Raw genomic sequence first — 19,678 nt, forward strand, 5'->3', positions numbered from 1 at the left:
CTTTCAACGTATGACTCGGTGCTCCAGCGCCGGCAGGCTGCTGCGCACCGATTGGATCAAATCGGGGTCGATCTCGGCGACGATCACGCCCTCGCCCTGCGGCAGTTCGGCCAGAATGCGGCCCCAGGGGTCGATGATCATCGAATGGCCATGGGTCTTGCGGCCGTTTTCATGCACGCCGCCCTGGGCCGAGGCCAGCAGGTAGCATTGGTTTTCTATCGCCCTCGCCCTCAATAGCGGCTCCCAGTGCGCCTCGCCGGTGGTGGCGGTGAACGCCGCCGACATGATCAGCAAGTCGAACGGCGCCAGCAGCCGGTACAGCTCGGGGAAGCGCAAGTCGTAGCATATGCTCAGCGCGATGTCGGCCAGCGGCGTTTCCGCCTTCACCGGCACGCAGCCCGCGCTGATGGTGTTGGATTCGCGGTAGCTCTCGCCCTGGCCGGTGAAGCCGAACAGGTGGATCTTGTCGTAGCGCGACACCACCTCGCCCTGTGGATTGTAGAGCAGACTGGTGTTGAGCACCTTCTCCGGATTATCGGCGGCCAGCGGCACCGTGCCGCCCAGCAGCCACACGCCGTTGGCGCGGGCCATGTCGGACAGCGCCTGCTGGATCGGCCCCTCGCCATAGGCTTCGCGCAGCGCCACCTTGTCGGTCTCATGCGCGCCCATCAGGCAAAAATACTCGGGCAGCACCACCAGGCGGGCGCCTTTGCCAGCGGCTTCCGCCACCAGTTCGGCGGCGCGGGCCAGATTGGCCGAAGGATTGCAACCGGACACCATCTGCACAGCAGCGGCGACGAACTTCTGCTTCATGGTTTTTTCCCCTTGATGTTGACCGGATCGCCGACGTTCACCCTCACCACCTGCGGGTCCTTCAGCGAACCGCTGACTGCGTAATCGAGCGACAGGATTTTTCCCACCGGGTCTTGCAACACCTTTTGCGCCGCCAGGGTGGCGATGCCCACCACCGGATTGAGCAAGGCCGCGCCGGCCGCCAGCGCCACGCTTTCCGCCACATGCGGCACCACATGCACTTTCAGCGCCTGGGTTTCCTTGCCCAGGTCCACTTCGCCGGAGATGGTCACCTCCGCCGCCGGGCTTCTCATCTCCACCTTGCTGGAGGTGAACAGGCCATTGCGCACGCCGGCCGCGCCTTGCAGCGTATCGAACGCGAAGCCTTCGCTGAAGACGTCGGTGAAATCCAGCCGGATCCGGCGCGGCAGCGATTGCAGGCTGAGCACCCCCAACAGCCGCGCCACGCCGGGATCCACCTTGGCGAAGCGGCCATTCTTGAAATCCAGGCTCAGCTGGCCTGACAAGTGGGCCGCGTCCAGGTCGCTGAGGCCGCCGGGCCAGTTCAGCTGGCCAGACAGCTTGCCCTGGCCGTTGCGGAACACGTCTCCCTGGCCGAAGCGGGCCAGCAGCTTGCCGGCGTTGGCGGTTTCCAGCGCGAAACGGCTATCCACGCTGCCCGCGCCCTGTTCGTTGACCTCGGCGCTGCCGGACAGGCTGCCCTCCGGCGTGGTCAGCTTCAGCGGGTCCATGATCCAGACTGCGCCGTCGCGCCGCGCCGTCATGTCCAGCTTGCCGATTTCCCGCCCCTGCAGCGATAGCTCGGCGATATGGATCTTCATCGCCGGCAGCTGCGGCTTCGCCGCCGCGCCAGGCGTCGGCGCCGCGTCGGGGCGCAGCGGCCAGTTCAAGGCCAGCCGGTCCAGATTGGCCTCCAGCGCGCCGCCCCCGCCCGGTTGGTAGCTGACCAGCCCGGTGGCCTCGCGCGAGCGCAGCTTCACCGACCACAGCTCCGTTCCGGGCCGGTTGAAAACGTGGGCATTCACCTGATGCAGCGTGAAGCCTTGAGCCGACAGCTCGGGCGCGTCCAGATCAAAGGACAATATCATATTTCCGTTTGACAGCCCATCGGCGCCGCCCAGCCGCGACAGCCGCTGCCACCAGTCGTCCAGATCCACCCGCGCCTGCTGCGCGCGCAACGCCAGGCCCGTCGCCGGCCATTCGCCGGCATCGCGCTCCAGCCCCAGCGCGCCGGCTTGCAGATTGCCATGCTCATCCAGCCGCAGCTTGCCGTTCAGCGCGGTGCCCAGCGCGAATTCCAGCCGCATCGCCTGGCCGAAGCGCGCCGGGGCCGGATGCAGCTGCAACTGCAAGGCCTGCGCCGCCGCGGCGGCCTTGCCCAGCGGCGGCGGCGCATCCAGCGCCAGCCCCTGCAGGCTGGACGACAGCTGCAGGCTCTCCAGGCCGTCGCGCACCACGAACTGGCTGTCGAAGCGGCTGCGTCCCTCGGCCAGCGGCGCCAACGGCGCCAAATATTGCTGCAAGACTCGTTTGCCGTCCGCCTCGCCCCCCACCTCGAAGCGCATGCGCTTGTCCGCGCCGGTATGGGCGCTCAGGCGGAAAGCGCCGCCGAAGGCTTCCATGGCCACGCCCTTGCTGTCTATGCCGCGCTCGGTGAAGGTCAGCCGGCCCTGCACCGCCGTCAACTCAGGCAGCGGCAGTTGGGTGAACAACAGCCGGTTATGCTTGAAATCGATATCGCCGCGCACCTTGGTGCTGTCCTCGCCGGCCAGCGGCACCGCCAGTTGCAGCTTCAGCGCGGCCGGGCCGGCGGCGCGGATCTTGCCGGTGAAGCCGCCCAGCCAGCCATCCACCGGGCTCTTGGTGGTGAAGGCCAGCATCCGGTCCAGCTTGTCGTCGATCTCTCCCTCTATCTTCAGCCACGGCGCCGTCGCGCCCAGCTGGTCGATTCCCACCCTCACCTGGCGCAAAGGCACGCCGACCGTGCTGGCGCGCGTGCTTTCCACCCGCATCGCCTCGTTATGGAAAGTCAGCTTGGCGTCGATATCGTCAATGGCGGGCCAGCCCGGCTGATACAGCAGCTTGGCTTTTTCAACGTCGGCCTCCACCAGGAATTCCCCGCCCTTGCCTGCCGGGAAGGGGAATTGATCCAGATCGCCCTTGAGCGTCAAGCGGACATTTTTCGCCATCCCGTCCAGCAGCGCCTTGCGCAGCCAGGCGCTGGTATGTTCGCCTACTTGGTGCGGCAGATAGGCGGGTATGCGCGTCGCCTTGACTTCGTCGACCGAGGCGGTCAGGTCGATATGGCCGGCGCCGCCGCCGCCATGGTGGTAGCTGCCCTGCAGCCTGCCGGCGAGATCGGCGTTGGCGAAGGCCAGCTTGTCGAAGTCGATGTCCAGCGCCGCGCCGCGCTGGCGCCAGGAAATGTCGGCCGCCAGGCTGTCGAAAGGCAGACTCTGCGCGTACAAGGCCGGGTAGATCACTTCGGACTTGCCGGTGTCCAGTTGCAAGCGGCCGCCCTGCTCGTTGAAATCTATGCTGCCGGTGACGCCGGCCACGCCCGGCAAGTCGGCGAACGGCTGCCAGCCCAACGCTTCGAAACGGGTTTTCAGCTGGAAGCTGCGCGGTGCCTCCGCCGGCCCCTGCCAGCCCAGGGTCAAGCCATGCAGCGCGCCGCGCGGCGAAAATCGGGCGAACAGCGGGTTGGCGTCCACGCCGAGGGCGCGGATGAACGGGTTCAGATGGCCGACGTCGACATTGTCCAGCGTCAGCTCGCCGCCGCCTTGGGCGCCGGGACGCCACTGGCCCTTGATCGAAGACTTGTCGAAGGCGAGGCCGGTGGCGCTGGCCAGGGTCAGGTCGCTGGCCAGGATCTTGTAGCTGCCGTCGCCCTGGCGGTCCAACTGCAGCTTGCCCTGCAGCTGCGGCAACACCAGCTCGCGCGCGCTGGGCGGGGTATAGGCGGCGTTGCGCACGTTGACGTCCGCCCGCAGGCTGCCGATGCTGCCGTCGGCGAACGACATTTCCAGCGTGCCGTCGCCCTCGCCGCTGCGCAGCACCCCCATCTCGCGCATATAGCGCGACCACACGTCGGCGCGCGCGCCGTTGAGCGCCACCCGCAGCGATCCCGACCACTGCAGCCAGCTGTTGATGTCGTCGCCGCGCCAGCTGGCGTCCAGCTCGAAGCCCTTGCCCAGCGTGGCGGCCGGCAGGCCGGCCAGATGCAGCCGATGGCCCAGCAAGGTGCGTTCCAGCAGCAACTGTCCCTGCTTCAGGTCCAGCCGGGGCAGGCCCAGCCTGTCGTCCTGCCAGCTCAGCCGCGCGTTGCGGATGTCCAGCGAAAGCTGGCGCAGCAGCCAGTTGCCCAGCGCGTTGTCCGACGACGGCCCGCTGCTCAGATCAAAACCATTCAGATAGATCACCCCGGCGGCGGTGCGGCGCAGCTCCACCGCCGGGCCGTTCACCAGCACCGACAGGCGCGGCTCCCAGGCCAGCATCGACGTCCACGACGGCTGCACCGTGACCAGGCTCAGCGTCAGCGCCTGGCCGGACACCGGGTTGGCGATCGCCACCCCGCTCAGTTCGAACAACGGCGCCACGCCTTCCCAATGGCCGGACAGCTTGGCGATGCGGACATCGTGCCCCAGCGCGCCGGACAGGCTTTGCTCCAGCCTGGGGCGGTATTGATCGAGATTCGGCAGCAGCCAGAAGGTGAACGCGCAGAAAGCGGCGGTCAACAGGACGCAGACAGTCGACAGCAGCAGCGCCAGAACGAGCAGGCTGCGCTTGAGCACGCGCAAGACGTGAATGCGGGACAACGGCAACAAGGGCTTTTTCAACTATGGCAAACCGTTACAATGACGCGGTGAAAGATACGGCGACGAAAACCGGCCACAGCCCGCCCTCCGCGCGGCCGTTATTCTGCCGCGCTAAACCGTCCGGAGCCATTATGCCAGCAAACACGGCCGCTGCCATTGCCCGCAGCTGCGAGTTTTCCCACTATCTGACCCGCCTTCTGGCGGCCCGGCCGGAAGAAGGCGAGCGGCTGGAGCGGCAGTTGAGCCAGCCCTTCACCGTTGAGGATATGCAGGACTTCGCCGACTGGCCAGCCCTGCAGGCGCCGGAACAGCTGGCGCCTGCGCTGCGCCGGCTGCGCCAGGCGGTGATGGCCCGCCTCATCTGCCGCGACCTCAACGACCTGGCGCCGCTGGACGAGGTGGTCGCCACCATCAGCCAGCTGGCCGAATTCGCCGTGCGCCAGGCCTTGCGCTGCGCCTGCGCCTCGCTGCCCCAATACGGCAAGCCGATAGGCGAGGACAGCGGCGAGGAGCAGCAGCTGATCGTGATCGGCATGGGCAAGCTGGGCGGCGGCGAGCTGAACGTCAGCTCCGACATCGACCTGATCTTCATCTACCCTGAAAGCGGCGAAACCGACGGCGCGCGCAAGATCAGCAATCACGAATATTTCACCCAGGTGGGCAAGCGGCTGATCGCGCTGATCCACGACCTCTCCGCCGACGGCCAGGTGTTCCGGGTGGACATGCGCCTGCGCCCCTACGGCGACTCCGGCCCGCTGGTGATGAGCTTCGCCGCGCTGGAGAACTACCTGCTCAGCCAGGGCCGCGAATGGGAGCGCTACGCCTGGATCAAGGCCAAGGCCATCACCGGCGACGCCGAAGGGTTGAATCAGATGGTCCGCCCCTTCGTCTACCGCAAATACCTGGACTACAACGCCTACGGCGCGATGCGCGAACTGCACGCGCAGATCCGCCGCGAAGTGGCGCGGCGCGACATGGCCGACAACATCAAGCTGGGGCCGGGCGGCATCCGCGAGGCCGAATTCATCGCCCAGGTATTCCAGCTGATCCGCGGCGGCCGCGACAAGACGCTGCAATTGCGCGGCACCCGCGCCACCCTATCCCGGCTGGCCGACCTGCGGCTGCTGGAGCCGTCGGCGGTGGAAGAGCTGCAAGATGCCTACGCCTTCCTGCGCAAGCTGGAACACCGGCTGCAATACCTGGACGACCAGCAGACCCAAACCCTGCCGGCCGCGCCGGAAACCCGGCAAAAAATCGCCGCCAGCATGGGCTACGCCGACTGGGACGCCTTCCAGCCCGCGCTGGCCGAGGTGCGCCGCAAGGTCAGCCGCCACTTCGAGCAAGTGTTCATCCTGCCCAGCGAGGACAGCCCGGACCACCCGCTATCGGAATTGTGGCTGGACGTGGCCGACCAGGACCCCTCGCTGCGGCTGGCGGAGCTGGGCTACGCCGACCCCGCCGCCGTGGCCCGCCAGCTCAAGGGCCTGGCGCAAAGCCAGCGCTACCTGCAGATGCCGCTGTCCGGCCGCAAGAAGCTGGACGCGCTGATGCCGGCGCTGATCGAGGTGGCGTCGCGCTTCCCCAATGCCGACGACACGCTGTCGCGCATCATCGGCCTGATGGAAGCCATCAGCCGCCGCGCCTCCTACCTGGCTCTGCTGACCGAATACCCGCAAACGTTGCAGCGGCTGGCATCCCTTTACTCGTCCAGCGCCTGGGTGTCCGCCTACCTCAGCCGCCACCCCATCCTGCTGGACGAACTGCTGGATGTGCGGGTGCTGTACGCCGCGCCGGACTGGCCGCTGCTGGCCAGCCAGCTGGAAGCTCAGCTGACGCAGGCCGACGGCGACGTGGAGGCCAAGATGGACGCGCTGCGCCATTTCCAGCACGCGCAGACCTTCCGCCTGGTGGCGCAGGACTTGGCCGGCATGTGGACGGTGGAAGCGCTGTCCGACCAGCTGTCGCTGCTGGCCGACCACGTGCTGGACGCGGCCGTGCGCCACGCCTGGCTGGACATCTCCAGCCGCCACCAGCAGACGCCGAGCTTCGCGGTGATAGGCTACGGCAAGCTGGGCGGCAAGGAACTGGGCTACGCGTCCGACCTCGACATCATCTTTCTCTACGACGACCCCCACCCGGACGCGGCCGAACTGTACTCGCGGCTGGCGCGCAAGCTGTCCACCTGGCTGACCAGCGCCACCGCCGCCGGCGTGCTGTACGACATCGACCTGCGGCTGCGCCCCAACGGCGCCAGCGGCCTCTTGGTCAGCTCGATCTCCGCCTTCCGCCAATACCAGGAAAACCAGGCCTGGGCATGGGAACACCAGGCGCTGACCCGCGCCCGCTTCGTCGCCGGCGACGAAGCCATCGGCGAGCAATTCGAAGCCGAACGCCATGAAATCCTGACGCTGGCGCGCGAGCCGGCCAAGCTGCGCCAGGAGGTGCTGGACATGCGCCAGCGCATGCTGGACAGCCACCCGGCGCGGCCAGACGACGTGAAAAACGCCCGCGGCGGCATCATAGACATCGAGTTCATCGTCCAGTACCTGATCCTGGCCCACGCCAGCCGGCTGCCGGCTTTCACCGGCAACACCGGCAACATCGCGCTGCTGGCGGTGGCGGCCGACGCCGGCCTGATAGACCGCGACCTGGCCGACGGCGCCCGCGCCGCCTACCGGCTATACCGCCGGCTTCAGCACGCGGCCCGGCTCAACGAGCGGCAGAAAGTGGAAGTGGACAATACCCTGCTGGCCGCCTATCGCAAGGGTTGCCTGTTGTGGCAACAGGTTTTCGAGCAAGCGCTCGATTTTTCCTGACGCCGGGTTCACAAGTCCGGCGGCGGCGGTATACACTGCCCCATCAAGCAAGGCTAAAGGCGCGGCCGGCGGAGTTGCCTGGACAGCGCGCCCGGATAAAGCACAACACAGGAGAGTACCGAGATGTCGATGGCTGATCGTGACGGATATATCTGGTTTGACGGCAAATTGGTGGACTGGCGCGACGCCACCACCCACGTCCTGACCCACACCCTGCACTACGGCATGGGCGTGTTCGAAGGCGTGCGCGCCTACGAAACCCCCAAGGGTCCGGCCATTTTCCGCCTGCAGGACCACACCGAGCGCCTGTTCCGCTCCGCCAAGATCCTGGGCATGGCGCTGCCGTTCTCGCCGGAACAGATCAACCAGGCGCATCTGGACGTGGTCAAGGCCAATGGCCTGAAGTCCTGCTATTTCCGCCCGATGGCCTTCTACGGCTCCGGCAAGCTGGGCGTGGCGCCGCTGAAGAACGACGTGCAGGTGATCGTGGCCGCCTGGCCGTGGGGCGCCTACCTGGGCGAGGAAGGCCTGGAGAAAGGCATCCGCGTGAAGACCAGCTCCTTCACCCGCCATCACGTCAACATCACCATGTGCAAGGCCAAGGCCAACGGCAACTACATGAACTCCATCCTGGCCAATAACGAGGCCACCGCCGACGGCTACGACGAGGCGCTGCTGCTGGACGTGGACGGCTTCGTCGCCGAAGGCTCCGGCGAAAACATCTTCATCGTCCGCAAGGGCAAGCTATATACTCCCGACCTGACCAGCGCGCTGGAAGGCATCACCCGCGACACCGTGGTGCAGATCTCCCAGGAAATGGGCCTGCAACTGGTGGAAAAGCGTATCACCCGCGACGAAGTGTACAGCGCCGACGAAGCCTTCTTCACCGGCACCGCCGCCGAAGTGACGCCGATCCGCGAGCTGGATCGCCGCCCGATCGGCAACGGCGCCCGCGGCGCGATCACCGCCGAAATCCAGAAGCGCTACTTCAACATCGTCAAGGGCCACGACGCCGAACACGAACACTGGCTCACTTACGTAAAATAAGCGGTAGAATCCGCACCACGCGCGCCAGCAGCGTGCGGCCCCGGCCGCCCTGCTGGCACACGTTTTTCGGACGCCCCGCTTGCCGCAACAAGGAATGACCATGGCAGAACTCAAAGAAAACACCGCACGCTATATTGAAGTCACCCAGCACGACCTGCCGCTGCACTGCCCGATGCCGGACATGAAAGCCTGGAACTCCCATCCGCGCGTCTACCTGCCGGTGCACAAAACCGGCGAAGCCCTGTGCCCCTACTGCGGCACCCAGTACAAGCTGGTCGGCCCGGTCGGCCACCACCACTGAAGCGCCCCGCTTCGCCGGGACACAAGGGTGTGGCGCCGGCCACACCTTTTTTGCTTGCCGACGCCAAACGCAAGCCGGTATGCCCGCAGCCGGCTTGCGTTTGGAACCGGAAACACCCCATGAAGAAAAAAATCCTGGTCATCGGCCCGTCCTGGGTCGGCGACAGCGTAATGGCCCAGCCGCTGTACCGACGCCTGCACCAGCGCCACCCCGAGCTGGAGCTGCACGTGTTCGCCCCAGCCTGGACCCTGCCGCTCTTGGCGCGGATGCCGGAAGTGGCCCAATCCCACCTCAACCCCTTCGGCCACGGCGCGCTGCGGCTGATGGAGCGCTGGAAAGTGGCGCGCCAGCTGGCGAAGGAAGGCTTCGACCAAGTCATCGTGCTGCCCAACTCGCTGAAATCCGCGCTGATCCCGCTGTTCGCCGGCATTCCGCTGCGCACCGGCTTTCTCGGCGAATCGCGCTACGGCCTGCTCAACGACGCCCGCGAACTGGACGAACAGGAACTGCCGATGATGGTGGAGCGCTTCTGCGCGCTGGCCGAAGACAAGAAGCGCCCGCTGGCCCGCCCCATTCCCAACCCGCTGCTCAGCGCCGATGCCGCCTCGCAACAGCAGGCCGCGCAGCGCTTGGGCCTGGACACCGGCCGCCCGGTGGTCGCCTTCTGCCCCGGCGCGGAATACGGCCCGGCCAAGCGCTGGCCGGCGCGGCACTTCGCCGAACTGGCGCGCCGCTTCGACGCCGCCGGTTACGCGGTATGGCTGTTCGGCTCCGGCAAGGACAAGGATATCGGCGACGAGATCGCCGGGCTGTCGCAAGGCAGCGCCGTCAATCTGTGCGGCGCCACCGGCCTGGAAGAAGCGATAGACCTGATCGGCCTGTGCCAGCTGGCGGTCTGCAACGACTCCGGCCTGATGCACGTCGCCGCCGCGCTCGACAAACCGCTGGTGGCGCTGTACGGCTCGTCCAGCCCGGACTTCACCCCGCCGCTGTCCGACAAGGCGGCCATCGTGTCGCTGAACCTGGACTGCAGCCCCTGTTTCGAGCGCAGCTGCCCCTATGGCCACACCGACTGCCTGAAAAACATGCAGCCGGACATGGTATGGCAGGCCGCGCAAACCCTGCTTGCCCCGCCCTCCAACCAGACCCGGGACTGAAATGAGCGCCGCGGAAACCCCGAAGCAACCCGAAGAGAACACCCGCCGCATGGAGCTGGTGCGCGCGGCCGCTGTGCTGTTCCGCGACCAGGGCTATGAGCGCACCACGGTGCGCGACCTAGGCAACGCCGTCGGCCTGCAGTCGGGCAGCCTGTTCTATCACTTCCGCACCAAGGAAGAGATCCTGGTGGCGGTGATGGCGCTGGGCATCAGCAGCACCACCGAGCAACTGGCCGCCGCCATCTCGCAGGCAGACAGCCCGCGCCAGCGCCTGGCGGCGTTGTTCCAGGTCCACCTCAACTCCTTGCTGGGCGACAACCAAGCCGCGCTGGAAGTGATGCTGTACGAATGGCGCAGCGTGTCGCCGGCGGCCAAACCCGCCCTGGTGGTGCTGCGCGACCGCTACGAGGCGCTGTGGCAGCAGGTGCTGGACGAAGCCGCGCAGGCTGGGTTGGTGAAGCAGGACACCCGCCTGCTGCGCCGCACCCTGCTGGGCAGCCTGCACTGGACCGTGCAGTGGTACCGCCGCGACGGCGAACTGAGCGTGGATGCGCTCGCGCAACACATGTTGCAGCTGGTCTTGCTGGAAGCGGACGCAAAAACTTCCACCGAAAGATAAAAAGTGATCTAATATCAGCGATATAGGAACATTGGGACTGTAGCCATGGCAAACATCGCCAGCGTAGGCAACCCCGCGACGCAACCGCTCTATGCCGGGCAAACGCCCCGGCAGGTGCAGTCGTCGCTGGACAATGCCCAGCCCGCCGTTCAGCAGGCCTCCAGCCCGCCGCAGACCCAGGTAGCCGTCCGGCAGAATCCGGACACCGCCCGGGTCGAGCAACAGCTGCAGCAGCAATTGAGCAATAGCCGCAGCCAGCAGGCCCTGCAAAACGCCCAGGCCCAGAACGCCGCCGCCAACGCCGCGCCGGCCGCCCCCCAGGCGAACCCGGCCCAGATCAACAACTCCGCGGCGGTGCTCGCCACCAACCCGCAACCGGCCGCCGCGGCCGCCGTCGCCCCCGCAGTCAACGGCAACACGGCGCCTGCCGCCGCGCCCCCGCAGCAGGCCGGCAACAACAACGCTGCGGCGCAGGCCACCCCGACGCAAACCGCGCAAGCCCCCTCCCAGGCCGCTCCCGCGCAACAGGCGGCCACGCCGCCGCAACCGGCCACGCCGGCGCAAAGCGCCACCGCGCCCTCAACCCTGGCGACCCAGGCGGTGAACCGCGCGCAGCAGCTCACCAGCAGCGGCCGGCAGGAGTTGTCGCAATACCAAGCCACTCAATCGCTGCTGGAGCCCAGCGTTTCCAGCACCAGCATCTCCACCACCGCCTGATCCGGACGCACCGGACAAGCGAAAGCCCCGCGGACGCGGGGCTTTTTCCTTGCCGCCGGCTGCGCTCAGCGCCGCTTGCCGCCTGGCTTGCGCCGCATCGGCTCGCCGCCGCCCCTGCCCTTGCGCTTCTGCGAATTCTGCACCTGCAGCAGCGCGTCGATGCGCTCCGAGGTGCTCTGCATCAACAGCTGCGCCATTTCGCCGTCCGGGAAGGTGTCCGGCATCCGGTAAGACAGCCAGGCATAAGCGGCGTACAGCTTGCAGCTGTCCTCCAGATACTGCAACTCGTGCCGGCCGCCGCCGCCCAGCATCCGCAACAGCGGCGCGGCCTTGCCGCGGGCGCGGTGCTGCGCCCAGTCATGCAGCGCCGTCTCCAGCATCGCGATCTTGGTGGAGACCGGGCACAGGCTGAAGGTGAAGCGGTCGGCCAGGCTCAACGGCAAGGCGTCCAGCCATTCGGCCTTCGCCATCTGCTCGGACAGATTGGCGGGCAGGAAGAATTCATCATGCACATTGATATGGCGGGCGAACAAACCCAGCAGCGCCTTGAGCTTGCCCTCGCCAGTGGCCTCGGAGATCGCCTCCAGATACTTCAGGCCCGGCGCCACGAAAAAGCCGCTCTCGGGCAAGGGCTCCGGCTTCTGGCGCAGCAACGCGGCGATGGTCTTGTGAGTCTGGCCGTCGAAGCCGGCGACGTAGCCGGTTTCATGCTTGCCGAAACGCCCGGCGCGGCCGGCGATCTGCTTGGCCAGAGGCGCGGCGACCACGCCTTCGGCGTAGCCGTCCCACTTGCTGGCGGTGGTGAAGATGATGCGCCGCGCCGGCGTGTTCAACCCCATACCGATGGCGTCGGTTGCCACCACCACCTGGGTTTCGCCGCTGACGAAGCGCTCGGCCTGCGATTGCCTCACCTCCGGCGACAGGTTGCCGTAGATGGCCGACACCGATAGCCCCTGCTCGATCACCTTGTCGCGCCAGTTCAGCACCTCGCGGCGGGAAAAGGCGATCAGCACGTCGCCGGGCCGCAGGTTCTTCAACGACAACAGCGGCGCCTTGTCCATCTGCAGCGCGGTCTTGCGCTCCAGCGTCCGCACTTCCAGCGTGCCGCCGACGCGCGCCACCAGTGACTCGATCGCCTCGCGCGATTCCGGCGCGCCCACCAGGTAGATGGTCTGCGCCGGCACGCCGCAGACGGCGGCGGTCCAGGCCGCGCCGCGGTCCGGGTCGTCCAAGAGCTGGATTTCGTCGATCACCGCCACTTCCACCTGCCGCTCCGGATTCAGCATTTCCACCGTGCTGGCGACGTGGGTGGCCTCCGGATGCAGCTTGCGCTGCTCGCCGGTGATCAGGCTTACCGCCACGCCGGCTTGCTGCAAACGGGTGTAGTTTTCCAGCGCCAAAAGGCGCAGCGGCGCCAGGTAAACCCCGCTCTTGGCTTTTTGCAGATGCTCCATCGCCGCGTGGGTTTTGCCGGAATTGGTCGGCCCCAGCACCGCGATGAAATGTCGCTGCATCGCGTAGGCGGTGGCGAAAGATTCCGGGTAGCGCGACAGGTTGACCGCGTCGCGGGTTTTGGCGGCGGCCTTGTCGGCGCTCTGCCGGCTGCGCGCGGCGGCCACCCGATCCAGCGCCAGGGTGCAGCGCACCTTGGCGCGCTCGTACTTCGCCATGAAGGCGCTGAGCGCGCGCAACGGTTCGATGCCGTCCACCGCGAACACTTCGCGCGCGCAAGCCAACAGCTGCTCTTCCAGCTTTTGCCGCGCGGCATCGTTCCAACGTTCCCGCACCAGCGCCAGCCGCGCTTCCGCGTCCAGCTTGCGCCACTTGGCGCTCTTGCCCAGGAAGCCTTCGTCCGGCACCAGGTGGTAGGGAATGGCGTGACCGTTCAGCGCCAGCTCGCCATGCACCGACACCGCGTGGCTGCCCTCGGTGGTGACGATGGTGGCGTTATGCGCCGCCAGGTAGTCGTCCAGCAGGATTTCGGGCGGCAACGCTTCGTGGAGATCGGTCATGGCGGCTTTCTTGTTCAGGGCTGAAGGGGGGCGATGATAGAACAGCCGGCGGCGATGCGCCAGCCGCGCCTCCTATCAAAATCCGCCATCGCCGCCGACAAGGCAAGCGCCACAAACAAAACAGGCCGCCGATGCGCGGCGGCCTGCGGGACAGAGAAACGGCTTAGATCAATTCCACTGCCAGCGCGGTGGCCTCGCCGCCGCCTATGCACAAGCTGGCCACGCCGCGCTTGCCGCCGCGCTGTTTCAGAGCCGACAGCAGCGAGATCACGATGCGGGCGCCGGACGCGCCGATCGGGTGGCCCAGCGCGCAGGCGCCGCCATGCACGTTCACCTTGTCGTGCGGCAGCTTCAGGTCGTGCATCGCCGCCATCGTCACCACGGCGAAGGCTTCGTTGATCTCATACAGGTCTACCTCGCCGGCCTTCCAGCCGGTCTTGGCCAGCAGCTTTTCGATGGCGTGCACCGGGGCGGTGGTGAACCAGCCCGGCTCGTGGGCATAGCTGCTGTGGCCGACGATGCGGGCGATGGGCTGCAAGCTGCGCTTGGCCGCCTCGGCCGCCGTCATCAGCACCAGCGCGGCGCCGCCGTCGGAGATGGAGCTGGAATTGGCCGGGGTGACGGTGCCGTCCTTCTTGAATGCCGGCTTCAGCGTCGGGATCTTGTCCAGATTGGCCTTCAGCGGCTGCTCGTCGGTATCCACCACGGTATCGCCGCCGCGGCCCGGCACGGTGACCGCGGCGATTTCGTCCTTGAACTGGCCGCCCTTGATCGCCTGCTGCGCGCGGGTCAGCGAGGCGATGGCGAATTCGTCCTGGTCCTGGCGGCTGAAGCCGTACTTCTCGGCGCACTGCTCGGCGAACACGCCCATCAGCGTGCCCTTCTGGTAAGCGTCTTCCAGGCCATCGAGGAACATGTGGTCCTTGATCTCGCCGTGGCCCAGGCGCAGACCGCCGCGCGCCTTGGGCATCAGATAGGGCGCGTTGCTCATGCTTTCCATGCCGCCGGCCACCACCACCTGGCCGTTGCCGGCCAGCAACTGGTCATGCGCCATCATCACGGCCTTCATGCCGGAACCGCACATCTTGTTGATGGTGGTGCACGGCGTAGCCTGCGGCAGGCCGCCGCCCAGCGCCGCCTGGCGCGCCGGCGCCTGGCCCTGGCCTGCCGGCAGCACGCAGCCCATGATCACCTCGTCCACCTCGCCGGCGGCGACGCCGGCGCGTTCCACCGCGGCGCGGATCGCCGCCGCGCCCAGCTGGCCGGCGGTCAAACCGGACAAGGCGCCCTGGAAGCCTCCCATGGCGGTGCGCGCCATGCCGACGATCACGATTTCCTGTTGTTGCATCACAGCTCCTTATGCTTGGTTGTGGCCGTTGGCGCGCTTGCCCAGCGATTTTTCGCACTGGCCGCGCAATTGGCCGATTTCTGTCAGCACCACCTTGATGTCTTCCATCTGCGCCAAGAGCTGCTGCTCCTTGCGCGCCAGGATGCGGATGAATTCCTGCAGCTGCGGCGCGTCGTCGCGCGCCGCGTCGTACAGCGCGAACAGCTCGCGGATTTCCTGCAGGGACAAGCCGATGCGCTTGCCGCGCAAAATCAGCATCAACCGCACGCGGTCGCGGCGGTTGTAGATGCGGCGCTGCCCAGCCCGCTCCGGCACCAACAGGCCCTGGTCCTCGTAAAAGCGTATCGCGCGGGTGGTGATGTCGAACTCCTGCGCCAGTTCGGTGATGTTGAAAACCTGCTCCGCCATGAATGCCGCTCCCTGCTGTCGCTCTGCGGCCATGGGCGCCACAGTTGGCTGGTTTATGCTCATTGTCTGTTGACGTTGACGTAAACGTCAAGTTATCGTGACCACAATAGAGCAAATAATCCAGGAGAGCCAGATGAGCAAGAAAATCGGTGTGGTGGGCGCGGGCACCATGGGCAACGGCATTGCCCAGGTCTTCGCGATGAAGGGCTTCGAGGTGCTGCTGGCCGACGTCAGCGACGCCGCGCTGGTGAAAGGCATGGCCAACATCAATATCAGCCTGCAGCGGATGGCCAAGAAAGAACTGATCGCCGAGGCCAACATCCCCGGCATCGTCGCCCACATCCGCGCCACCACCCAGCTGGCCGATCTGGCCGGCTGCGACGTGGTGATAGAAGCCGCCACCGAGAACGCCGCCATCAAGGAGCAGATCTTCCGCGATCTGGACGCCGCCGTCGGCGAAAAGTGCGTGCTGGCCTCCAACACCTCGTCCATCTCACTCACCCGCATCGCCAGCTGGGTCAGCCATCCGGAACGGGTGGTCGGCATGCACTTCATGAACCCGGTGCCGCTGATGCAGCTGGTGGAAATCATCCGCGCGCTGCAAACCGGCGACGAGGCCTACAACACCGTGTTCCATCTGTCCCAGGCGCTGGACAAGACCCCGGTGACGGTGAAGGACGGCGCCGGCTTCGTCTCCAACCGCGTGCTGATGCCGATGATCAACGAAGCCGCCTTCGCGCTGTATGAAAACCTGGCCACCGCCGAAGACATCGACACCGTGATGAAGCTGGGCATGAACCACCCGATCGGCCCGCTGGCGCTGGCCGATCTGATCGGCCTGGATACCTGCCTGTCCATCATGGACATCCTGCACCGCGAATTCCGCGACAGCAAATACCGCGCCTGCCCGCTGCTGGCGCAGCTGGTGCAGGCCGGACACCTGGGCCGCAAGAGCGGCAAGGGTTTCTATAGCTACAACTGAGCAGCGCCATCAGCCCGAACACTATAGAGGAGGCAGTGCCATGAGCCAGTCAGTACCCAGCGTCAAACTGTTGATCGGCGGCGAGTTCGTCGAATCCCGCACCACGGAATGGCGCGACATCGTCAATCCGGCCACCCAGGAAGTGCTGGCGCGCGTGCCGCTGGCCACCGCGGACGAAGTCAACGCCGCCGTCGCCGCCGCCAAGGAAGCGTTCAAGACCTGGAAGAAAACGCCTATCGGCGCCCGCGCCCGCGTTTTCCTGAAATACCAGCAACTGATCCGCGAGCACATGAAGGAGCTGGCCGCCATCCTCACCGCCGAGCAGGGCAAGACTCTGGCCGACGCGGAAGGAGACATCTTCCGCGGCCTGGAAGTGGTGGAGCACGCCGCCAATATCGGCACGCTGCAAATGGGCGAATACGCCGAGAACGTCGCCGGCGGCGTCGATACCTACTCGGTGCTGCAGCCGCTGGGCGTGTGCGCCGGCATCACCCCGTTCAACTTCCCGGCGATGATTCCGCTGTGGATGTTCCCGATGGCCATCGCCACCGGCAACACCTTCGTGCTGAAGCCGTCCGAGCAGGACCCGATGGTGACGATGCGGCTGGCGGAGCTGGCGCTGGAAGCCGGCATTCCCAAAGGCGTGCTGAACGTGGTGCACGGCGCGGCATCGGTCGTCGACGCCATCTGCGACCACCCCGACATCAAGGCGGTGTCCTTCGTCGGCTCCACCAAGGTGGGCACCCACGTCTACCAGCGCGCCACCCTGTCCGGCAAGCGCGCGCAATGCATGATGGGCGCCAAGAACCACGCTATCGTGCTGCCCGACGCCAATAAGGAACAGGCGCTCAACCAATTGGTGGGCGCGGCCTTCGGCGCCGCCGGCCAGCGTTGCATGGCGCTGACCGTGGCGGTGCTGGTCGGCGAGGCGCAAAGCTGGATTCCGGAGCTGGCGGCCAAGGCGCGCGGCCTGAAGGTGGGCGCCGGCAAGGACAACCTGGACCTGGGCCCGCTGATTTCCCGCGCCGCCCGCGACCGGGTGGAAGGCCTGATCGCCAAGGGCGTGGAACAAGGCGCCAAGCTGGAGCTGGATGGCCGCGGCGTGCAGGTGGCCGGCTTCGAGCGCGGCAACTTCGTCGGCCCGACCATCTTCTCCGGCGTGAAGCCGGGCATGGCCATCTACGACCAGGAAGTGTTCGGCCCGGTGCTGTGCCTGGCGGCGGCGGACACCTTGGACGAAGCCATCGCCATCATCAATGCCAATCCCAACGGCAACGGCACCGCCATCTTCACCCAAAGCGGCGCGGCGGCGCGCAAGTTCCAGGAAGACATCGACGTCGGCCAGGTGGGCATCAACGTGCCGATTCCTGTGCCGGTGCCGCTGTTCAGCTTTACCGGCAGCCGCGCGTCCAAGCTGGGCGACCTCGGCCCCTACGGCAAGCAGGTGGTGGCTTTCTACACCCAGACTAAAACCGTCACCAGCCGCTGGTTCGATGACGAAGCCAGCATGGGCAAGGTCCACACCACCATCTCGCTGCGTTGATTTTCCGCAGGGCGGACACGCGCGTCCGCCCTGCCACCGATTGGGAATGGAATATGAATTTCGAACTGAACGAAGACCAGATCGCCTTCCAGCAAAGCGCCCGCGACTTCGCCGAGCGCGAGCTGGCCCCGCACGCCGCCGAATGGGACGCCGAATCCCACTTCCCGCTGGACGTGATCCGCCAGAGCGGCGACATGGGCTTTCTGGGCCTGTACACGCCGGAAACCTACGGCGGCTTGGGCCTGCCGCGGCTGGACTCCGCCATCATATTCGAGGAGCTCGCCGCCGGCTGCACCTCCACCGCCGCCTACCTGACCATCCACAATATGGTCAGCTGGATGATAGCCAGCTTCGGCGGCAAGCAGCTGGCCGAACAATGGGTGCCGAAAATGGTGACCGGCGAAGTGCTGGGCAGCTACTGTCTGACCGAGCCGGGCGCCGGCTCCGACGCCGCCTCCTTGAAAACCCGCGCCGAGAAAAAGGGCGAAGTTTACGTGCTCAACGGCGGCAAGATGTTCATCTCCGGCGCCGGCAGCACCCAGGTGCTGGTGGTGATGGCCCGCACCGGCGGCCCCGGCCCCAAGGGCATCTCCGCCTTCGTGGTGCCCGCCGACGCGCCGGGGATCAGCTACGGCAAGAAGGAAAAGAAAATGGGCTGGAACAGCCAGCCCACCCGCGCCATCACCTTCGACAACGTCGAAATCCCGGTGGAGAATCGTCTGGGGGAGGAAGGCCAGGGCTTCGCCTTCGCGATGAAAGGCCTGGACGGCGGCCGCATCAATATCGCCACCTGCGCCGTCGGCACCGCTCAAGCCGCGTTGAACGCCGCCCAGCGCTATGTGCAGGAACGCCAACAGTTCGGCCAGCCGCTGGCCGAGCTGCAAACCGTGCAATTCCGCCTGGCCGACATGCTGACCGAACTGGTGGCCGCGCGCCAGATGGTGCGCCTGGCCGCCTGGAAGCTGGACAGCGGCAGCGCCGACGCCACCGCTTATTGCGCGATGGCAAAGCGCCTGGCCACCGATTTGAGTTTCAATATCGCCAACAACGCGCTGCAGCTGTTCGGCGGCTACGGCTATCTGCAGGACTTCCCGCTGGAGCGCCATGTGCGCGACCTGCGCGTGCACCAGATCCTGGAAGGCACCAACGAAGTGATGCGGATGATAGTCGGCCGCAAGCTGCTGCAAGACGGCGCGCTGGAAACGCTGCGCTAAGCCCAATATCAGCCAGCGCGAGGGCAGGCGCCGCCTGCTCTCGCCAAGAATAAATACTCGAGGAATCTCCGTGCAAAACTACGCCCACCTGAACGTGGAAAAACGCGGCCACACAGCCGTAGTCACCATCGACAACCCGCCGGCCAACACCTGGAACCGCGCCAGCCTCACCGCGCTGAAACAGCTGATTGCCGACCTCAACGCCGACCGCGACATCTACGCGCTGGTGATCACCGGCCAGGGCGAGAAGTTCTTCTCCGCCGGCGCCGACCTGAATATGTTCGCCGACGGCGACAAGAAAATCGCCACCGAGATGACCATGCTGTTCGGCGAGGCTTTCGAGGCGCTGTCGGCTTTCCGCGGCGTCAGCATCGCCGCCGTCAATGGCTACGCGATGGGCGGCGGCCTGGAGTGCGCGCTGGCCTGCGACATCCGCATCGCCGAAGAGCAGGCGCAGATGGCGCTGCCGGAAGCCGGCGTCGGCCTCTTGCCCTGCGCCGGCGGCACCCAGAACCTGGCGTGGCTGGTGGGCGAAGGCTGGGCCAAACGGATGATTCTGTGCGGCGAGCGCGTCAACGCCGCCACCGCCGAGCGCATCGGCTTGGTGGAACAGGTGGTGGCCAAGGGCGAGGCGCTGGAAACCGCGCTCAAGCTGGCCGAGGGCGTGGCCAAGCAGTCGCCGTCGTCGGTCGGCGTGTGCAAACAGCTGGTGCAGGCCGCCCGTCTGCAGCCCCCCGCCTGGAACCTGATCAAGGAACGCGAAGCCTTCATCAAGCTGTTCGACACCCACGACCAGGGCGAAGGCACCCGCGCCTTCCTGGAAAAGCGCGCGCCGAACTGGAAGAACGCCTAGCCCCCGCCCACTACTCGAACAAGGAGCCGC

General features: G+C 66.6%; 15 protein-coding genes. 10 read left to right on the forward strand and 5 right to left on the reverse strand.

Annotation, left to right across the window (positions count from 1 at the left end; all coding sequences use genetic code 11):
* Positions 1 to 3: 3 nt before the first annotated feature.
* A complete protein-coding gene (locus tag MY55_RS14330) occupies positions 4 to 813 on the reverse strand; it encodes a carbon-nitrogen hydrolase family protein (RefSeq protein ID WP_043580116.1) in 810 nt (269 codons plus the stop codon).
* Positions 810 to 4,640, reverse strand: a complete 3,831-nt coding sequence (locus tag MY55_RS14335; protein WP_157889328.1) for a YhdP family protein — start codon at positions 4,638 to 4,640, stop codon at positions 810 to 812. The genes MY55_RS14330 and MY55_RS14335 overlap by 4 nt, the downstream gene beginning before the upstream one ends.
* A 122-nt stretch (positions 4,641 to 4,762) precedes the next feature.
* On the opposite strand from MY55_RS14335, the gene glnE reads away from it, so the two are divergent.
* The 6 genes from glnE to MY55_RS14365 all read left to right on the forward strand — a co-directional run bounded on the left by glnE (position 4,763) and on the right by MY55_RS14365 (position 11,288).
* Positions 4,763 to 7,447: a bifunctional [glutamate--ammonia ligase]-adenylyl-L-tyrosine phosphorylase/[glutamate--ammonia-ligase] adenylyltransferase gene (gene glnE, locus MY55_RS14340; RefSeq protein ID WP_065202583.1), complete on the forward strand. Its 2,685-nt coding sequence runs from the start codon at positions 4,763 to 4,765 to the stop codon at positions 7,445 to 7,447.
* A 123-nt stretch (positions 7,448 to 7,570) separates the two neighbouring features.
* Positions 7,571 to 8,494: a branched-chain amino acid transaminase gene (locus tag MY55_RS14345; protein ID WP_043580114.1), complete on the forward strand. Its 924-nt coding sequence runs from the start codon at positions 7,571 to 7,573 to the stop codon at positions 8,492 to 8,494.
* A gap of 100 nt (positions 8,495 to 8,594) precedes the next feature.
* On the forward strand, positions 8,595 to 8,795 hold the full coding sequence (locus tag MY55_RS14350; protein ID WP_043580109.1) for a zinc-finger domain-containing protein: 201 nt from the start codon (positions 8,595 to 8,597) through the stop codon (positions 8,793 to 8,795).
* 119 nt (positions 8,796 to 8,914) lie between these two features.
* Positions 8,915 to 9,952: a lipopolysaccharide heptosyltransferase II gene (gene waaF, locus MY55_RS14355; protein WP_047237314.1), complete on the forward strand. Its 1,038-nt coding sequence runs from the start codon at positions 8,915 to 8,917 to the stop codon at positions 9,950 to 9,952.
* Between the two features lies 1 nt (position 9,953).
* Positions 9,954 to 10,571, forward strand: a complete 618-nt coding sequence (locus tag MY55_RS14360) for a TetR/AcrR family transcriptional regulator (RefSeq protein WP_043580105.1) — start codon at positions 9,954 to 9,956, stop codon at positions 10,569 to 10,571.
* A 45-nt stretch (positions 10,572 to 10,616) separates the two neighbouring features.
* Positions 10,617 to 11,288, forward strand: a complete 672-nt coding sequence (locus MY55_RS14365) for a hypothetical protein (RefSeq protein ID WP_047237315.1) — start codon at positions 10,617 to 10,619, stop codon at positions 11,286 to 11,288.
* Between the two features lie 65 nt (positions 11,289 to 11,353).
* Here the strand turns inward: MY55_RS14365 and MY55_RS14370 are convergent, their stop codons facing one another.
* The 3 genes from MY55_RS14370 to MY55_RS14380 form a co-directional block, all read right to left on the reverse strand.
* Positions 11,354 to 13,300 (reverse strand): helicase-related protein, encoded by a 1,947-nt coding sequence (locus MY55_RS14370; RefSeq protein WP_043580102.1) that lies wholly within the window; start codon positions 13,298 to 13,300, stop codon positions 11,354 to 11,356.
* A 163-nt stretch (positions 13,301 to 13,463) separates the two neighbouring features.
* Positions 13,464 to 14,648: an acetyl-CoA C-acyltransferase gene (locus tag MY55_RS14375; protein ID WP_043580099.1), complete on the reverse strand. Its 1,185-nt coding sequence runs from the start codon at positions 14,646 to 14,648 to the stop codon at positions 13,464 to 13,466.
* A 9-nt stretch (positions 14,649 to 14,657) separates the two neighbouring features.
* Complete coding sequence (locus MY55_RS14380; RefSeq protein WP_043580095.1) at positions 14,658 to 15,056, reverse strand: MerR family transcriptional regulator; 399 nt, start codon at positions 15,054 to 15,056, stop codon at positions 14,658 to 14,660.
* A 133-nt stretch (positions 15,057 to 15,189) separates the two neighbouring features.
* Between MY55_RS14380 and MY55_RS14385 the strand changes: the two genes are divergently transcribed.
* The 4 genes from MY55_RS14385 (at position 15,190) to MY55_RS14400 (ending at position 19,648) form a co-directional block, all read left to right on the forward strand.
* Positions 15,190 to 16,038, forward strand: coding sequence for a 3-hydroxybutyryl-CoA dehydrogenase (locus tag MY55_RS14385; RefSeq protein WP_043580094.1), 849 nt, complete (start codon positions 15,190 to 15,192; stop codon positions 16,036 to 16,038).
* A 40-nt stretch (positions 16,039 to 16,078) separates the two neighbouring features.
* On the forward strand, positions 16,079 to 17,581 hold the full coding sequence (locus MY55_RS14390) for a CoA-acylating methylmalonate-semialdehyde dehydrogenase (RefSeq protein ID WP_043580092.1): 1,503 nt from the start codon (positions 16,079 to 16,081) through the stop codon (positions 17,579 to 17,581).
* A gap of 53 nt (positions 17,582 to 17,634) precedes the next feature.
* On the forward strand, positions 17,635 to 18,795 hold the full coding sequence (locus tag MY55_RS14395; protein ID WP_047237318.1) for an acyl-CoA dehydrogenase family protein: 1,161 nt from the start codon (positions 17,635 to 17,637) through the stop codon (positions 18,793 to 18,795).
* Positions 18,796 to 18,865: 70 nt separating this feature from the next.
* Positions 18,866 to 19,648, forward strand: a complete 783-nt coding sequence (locus tag MY55_RS14400; RefSeq protein WP_043580090.1) for an enoyl-CoA hydratase — start codon at positions 18,866 to 18,868, stop codon at positions 19,646 to 19,648.
* Positions 19,649 to 19,678 lie beyond the last annotated feature (30 nt).

The organism is Chromobacterium subtsugae (assembly GCF_001676875.1).
Lineage (GTDB): Bacteria > Pseudomonadota > Gammaproteobacteria > Burkholderiales > Chromobacteriaceae > Chromobacterium > Chromobacterium subtsugae.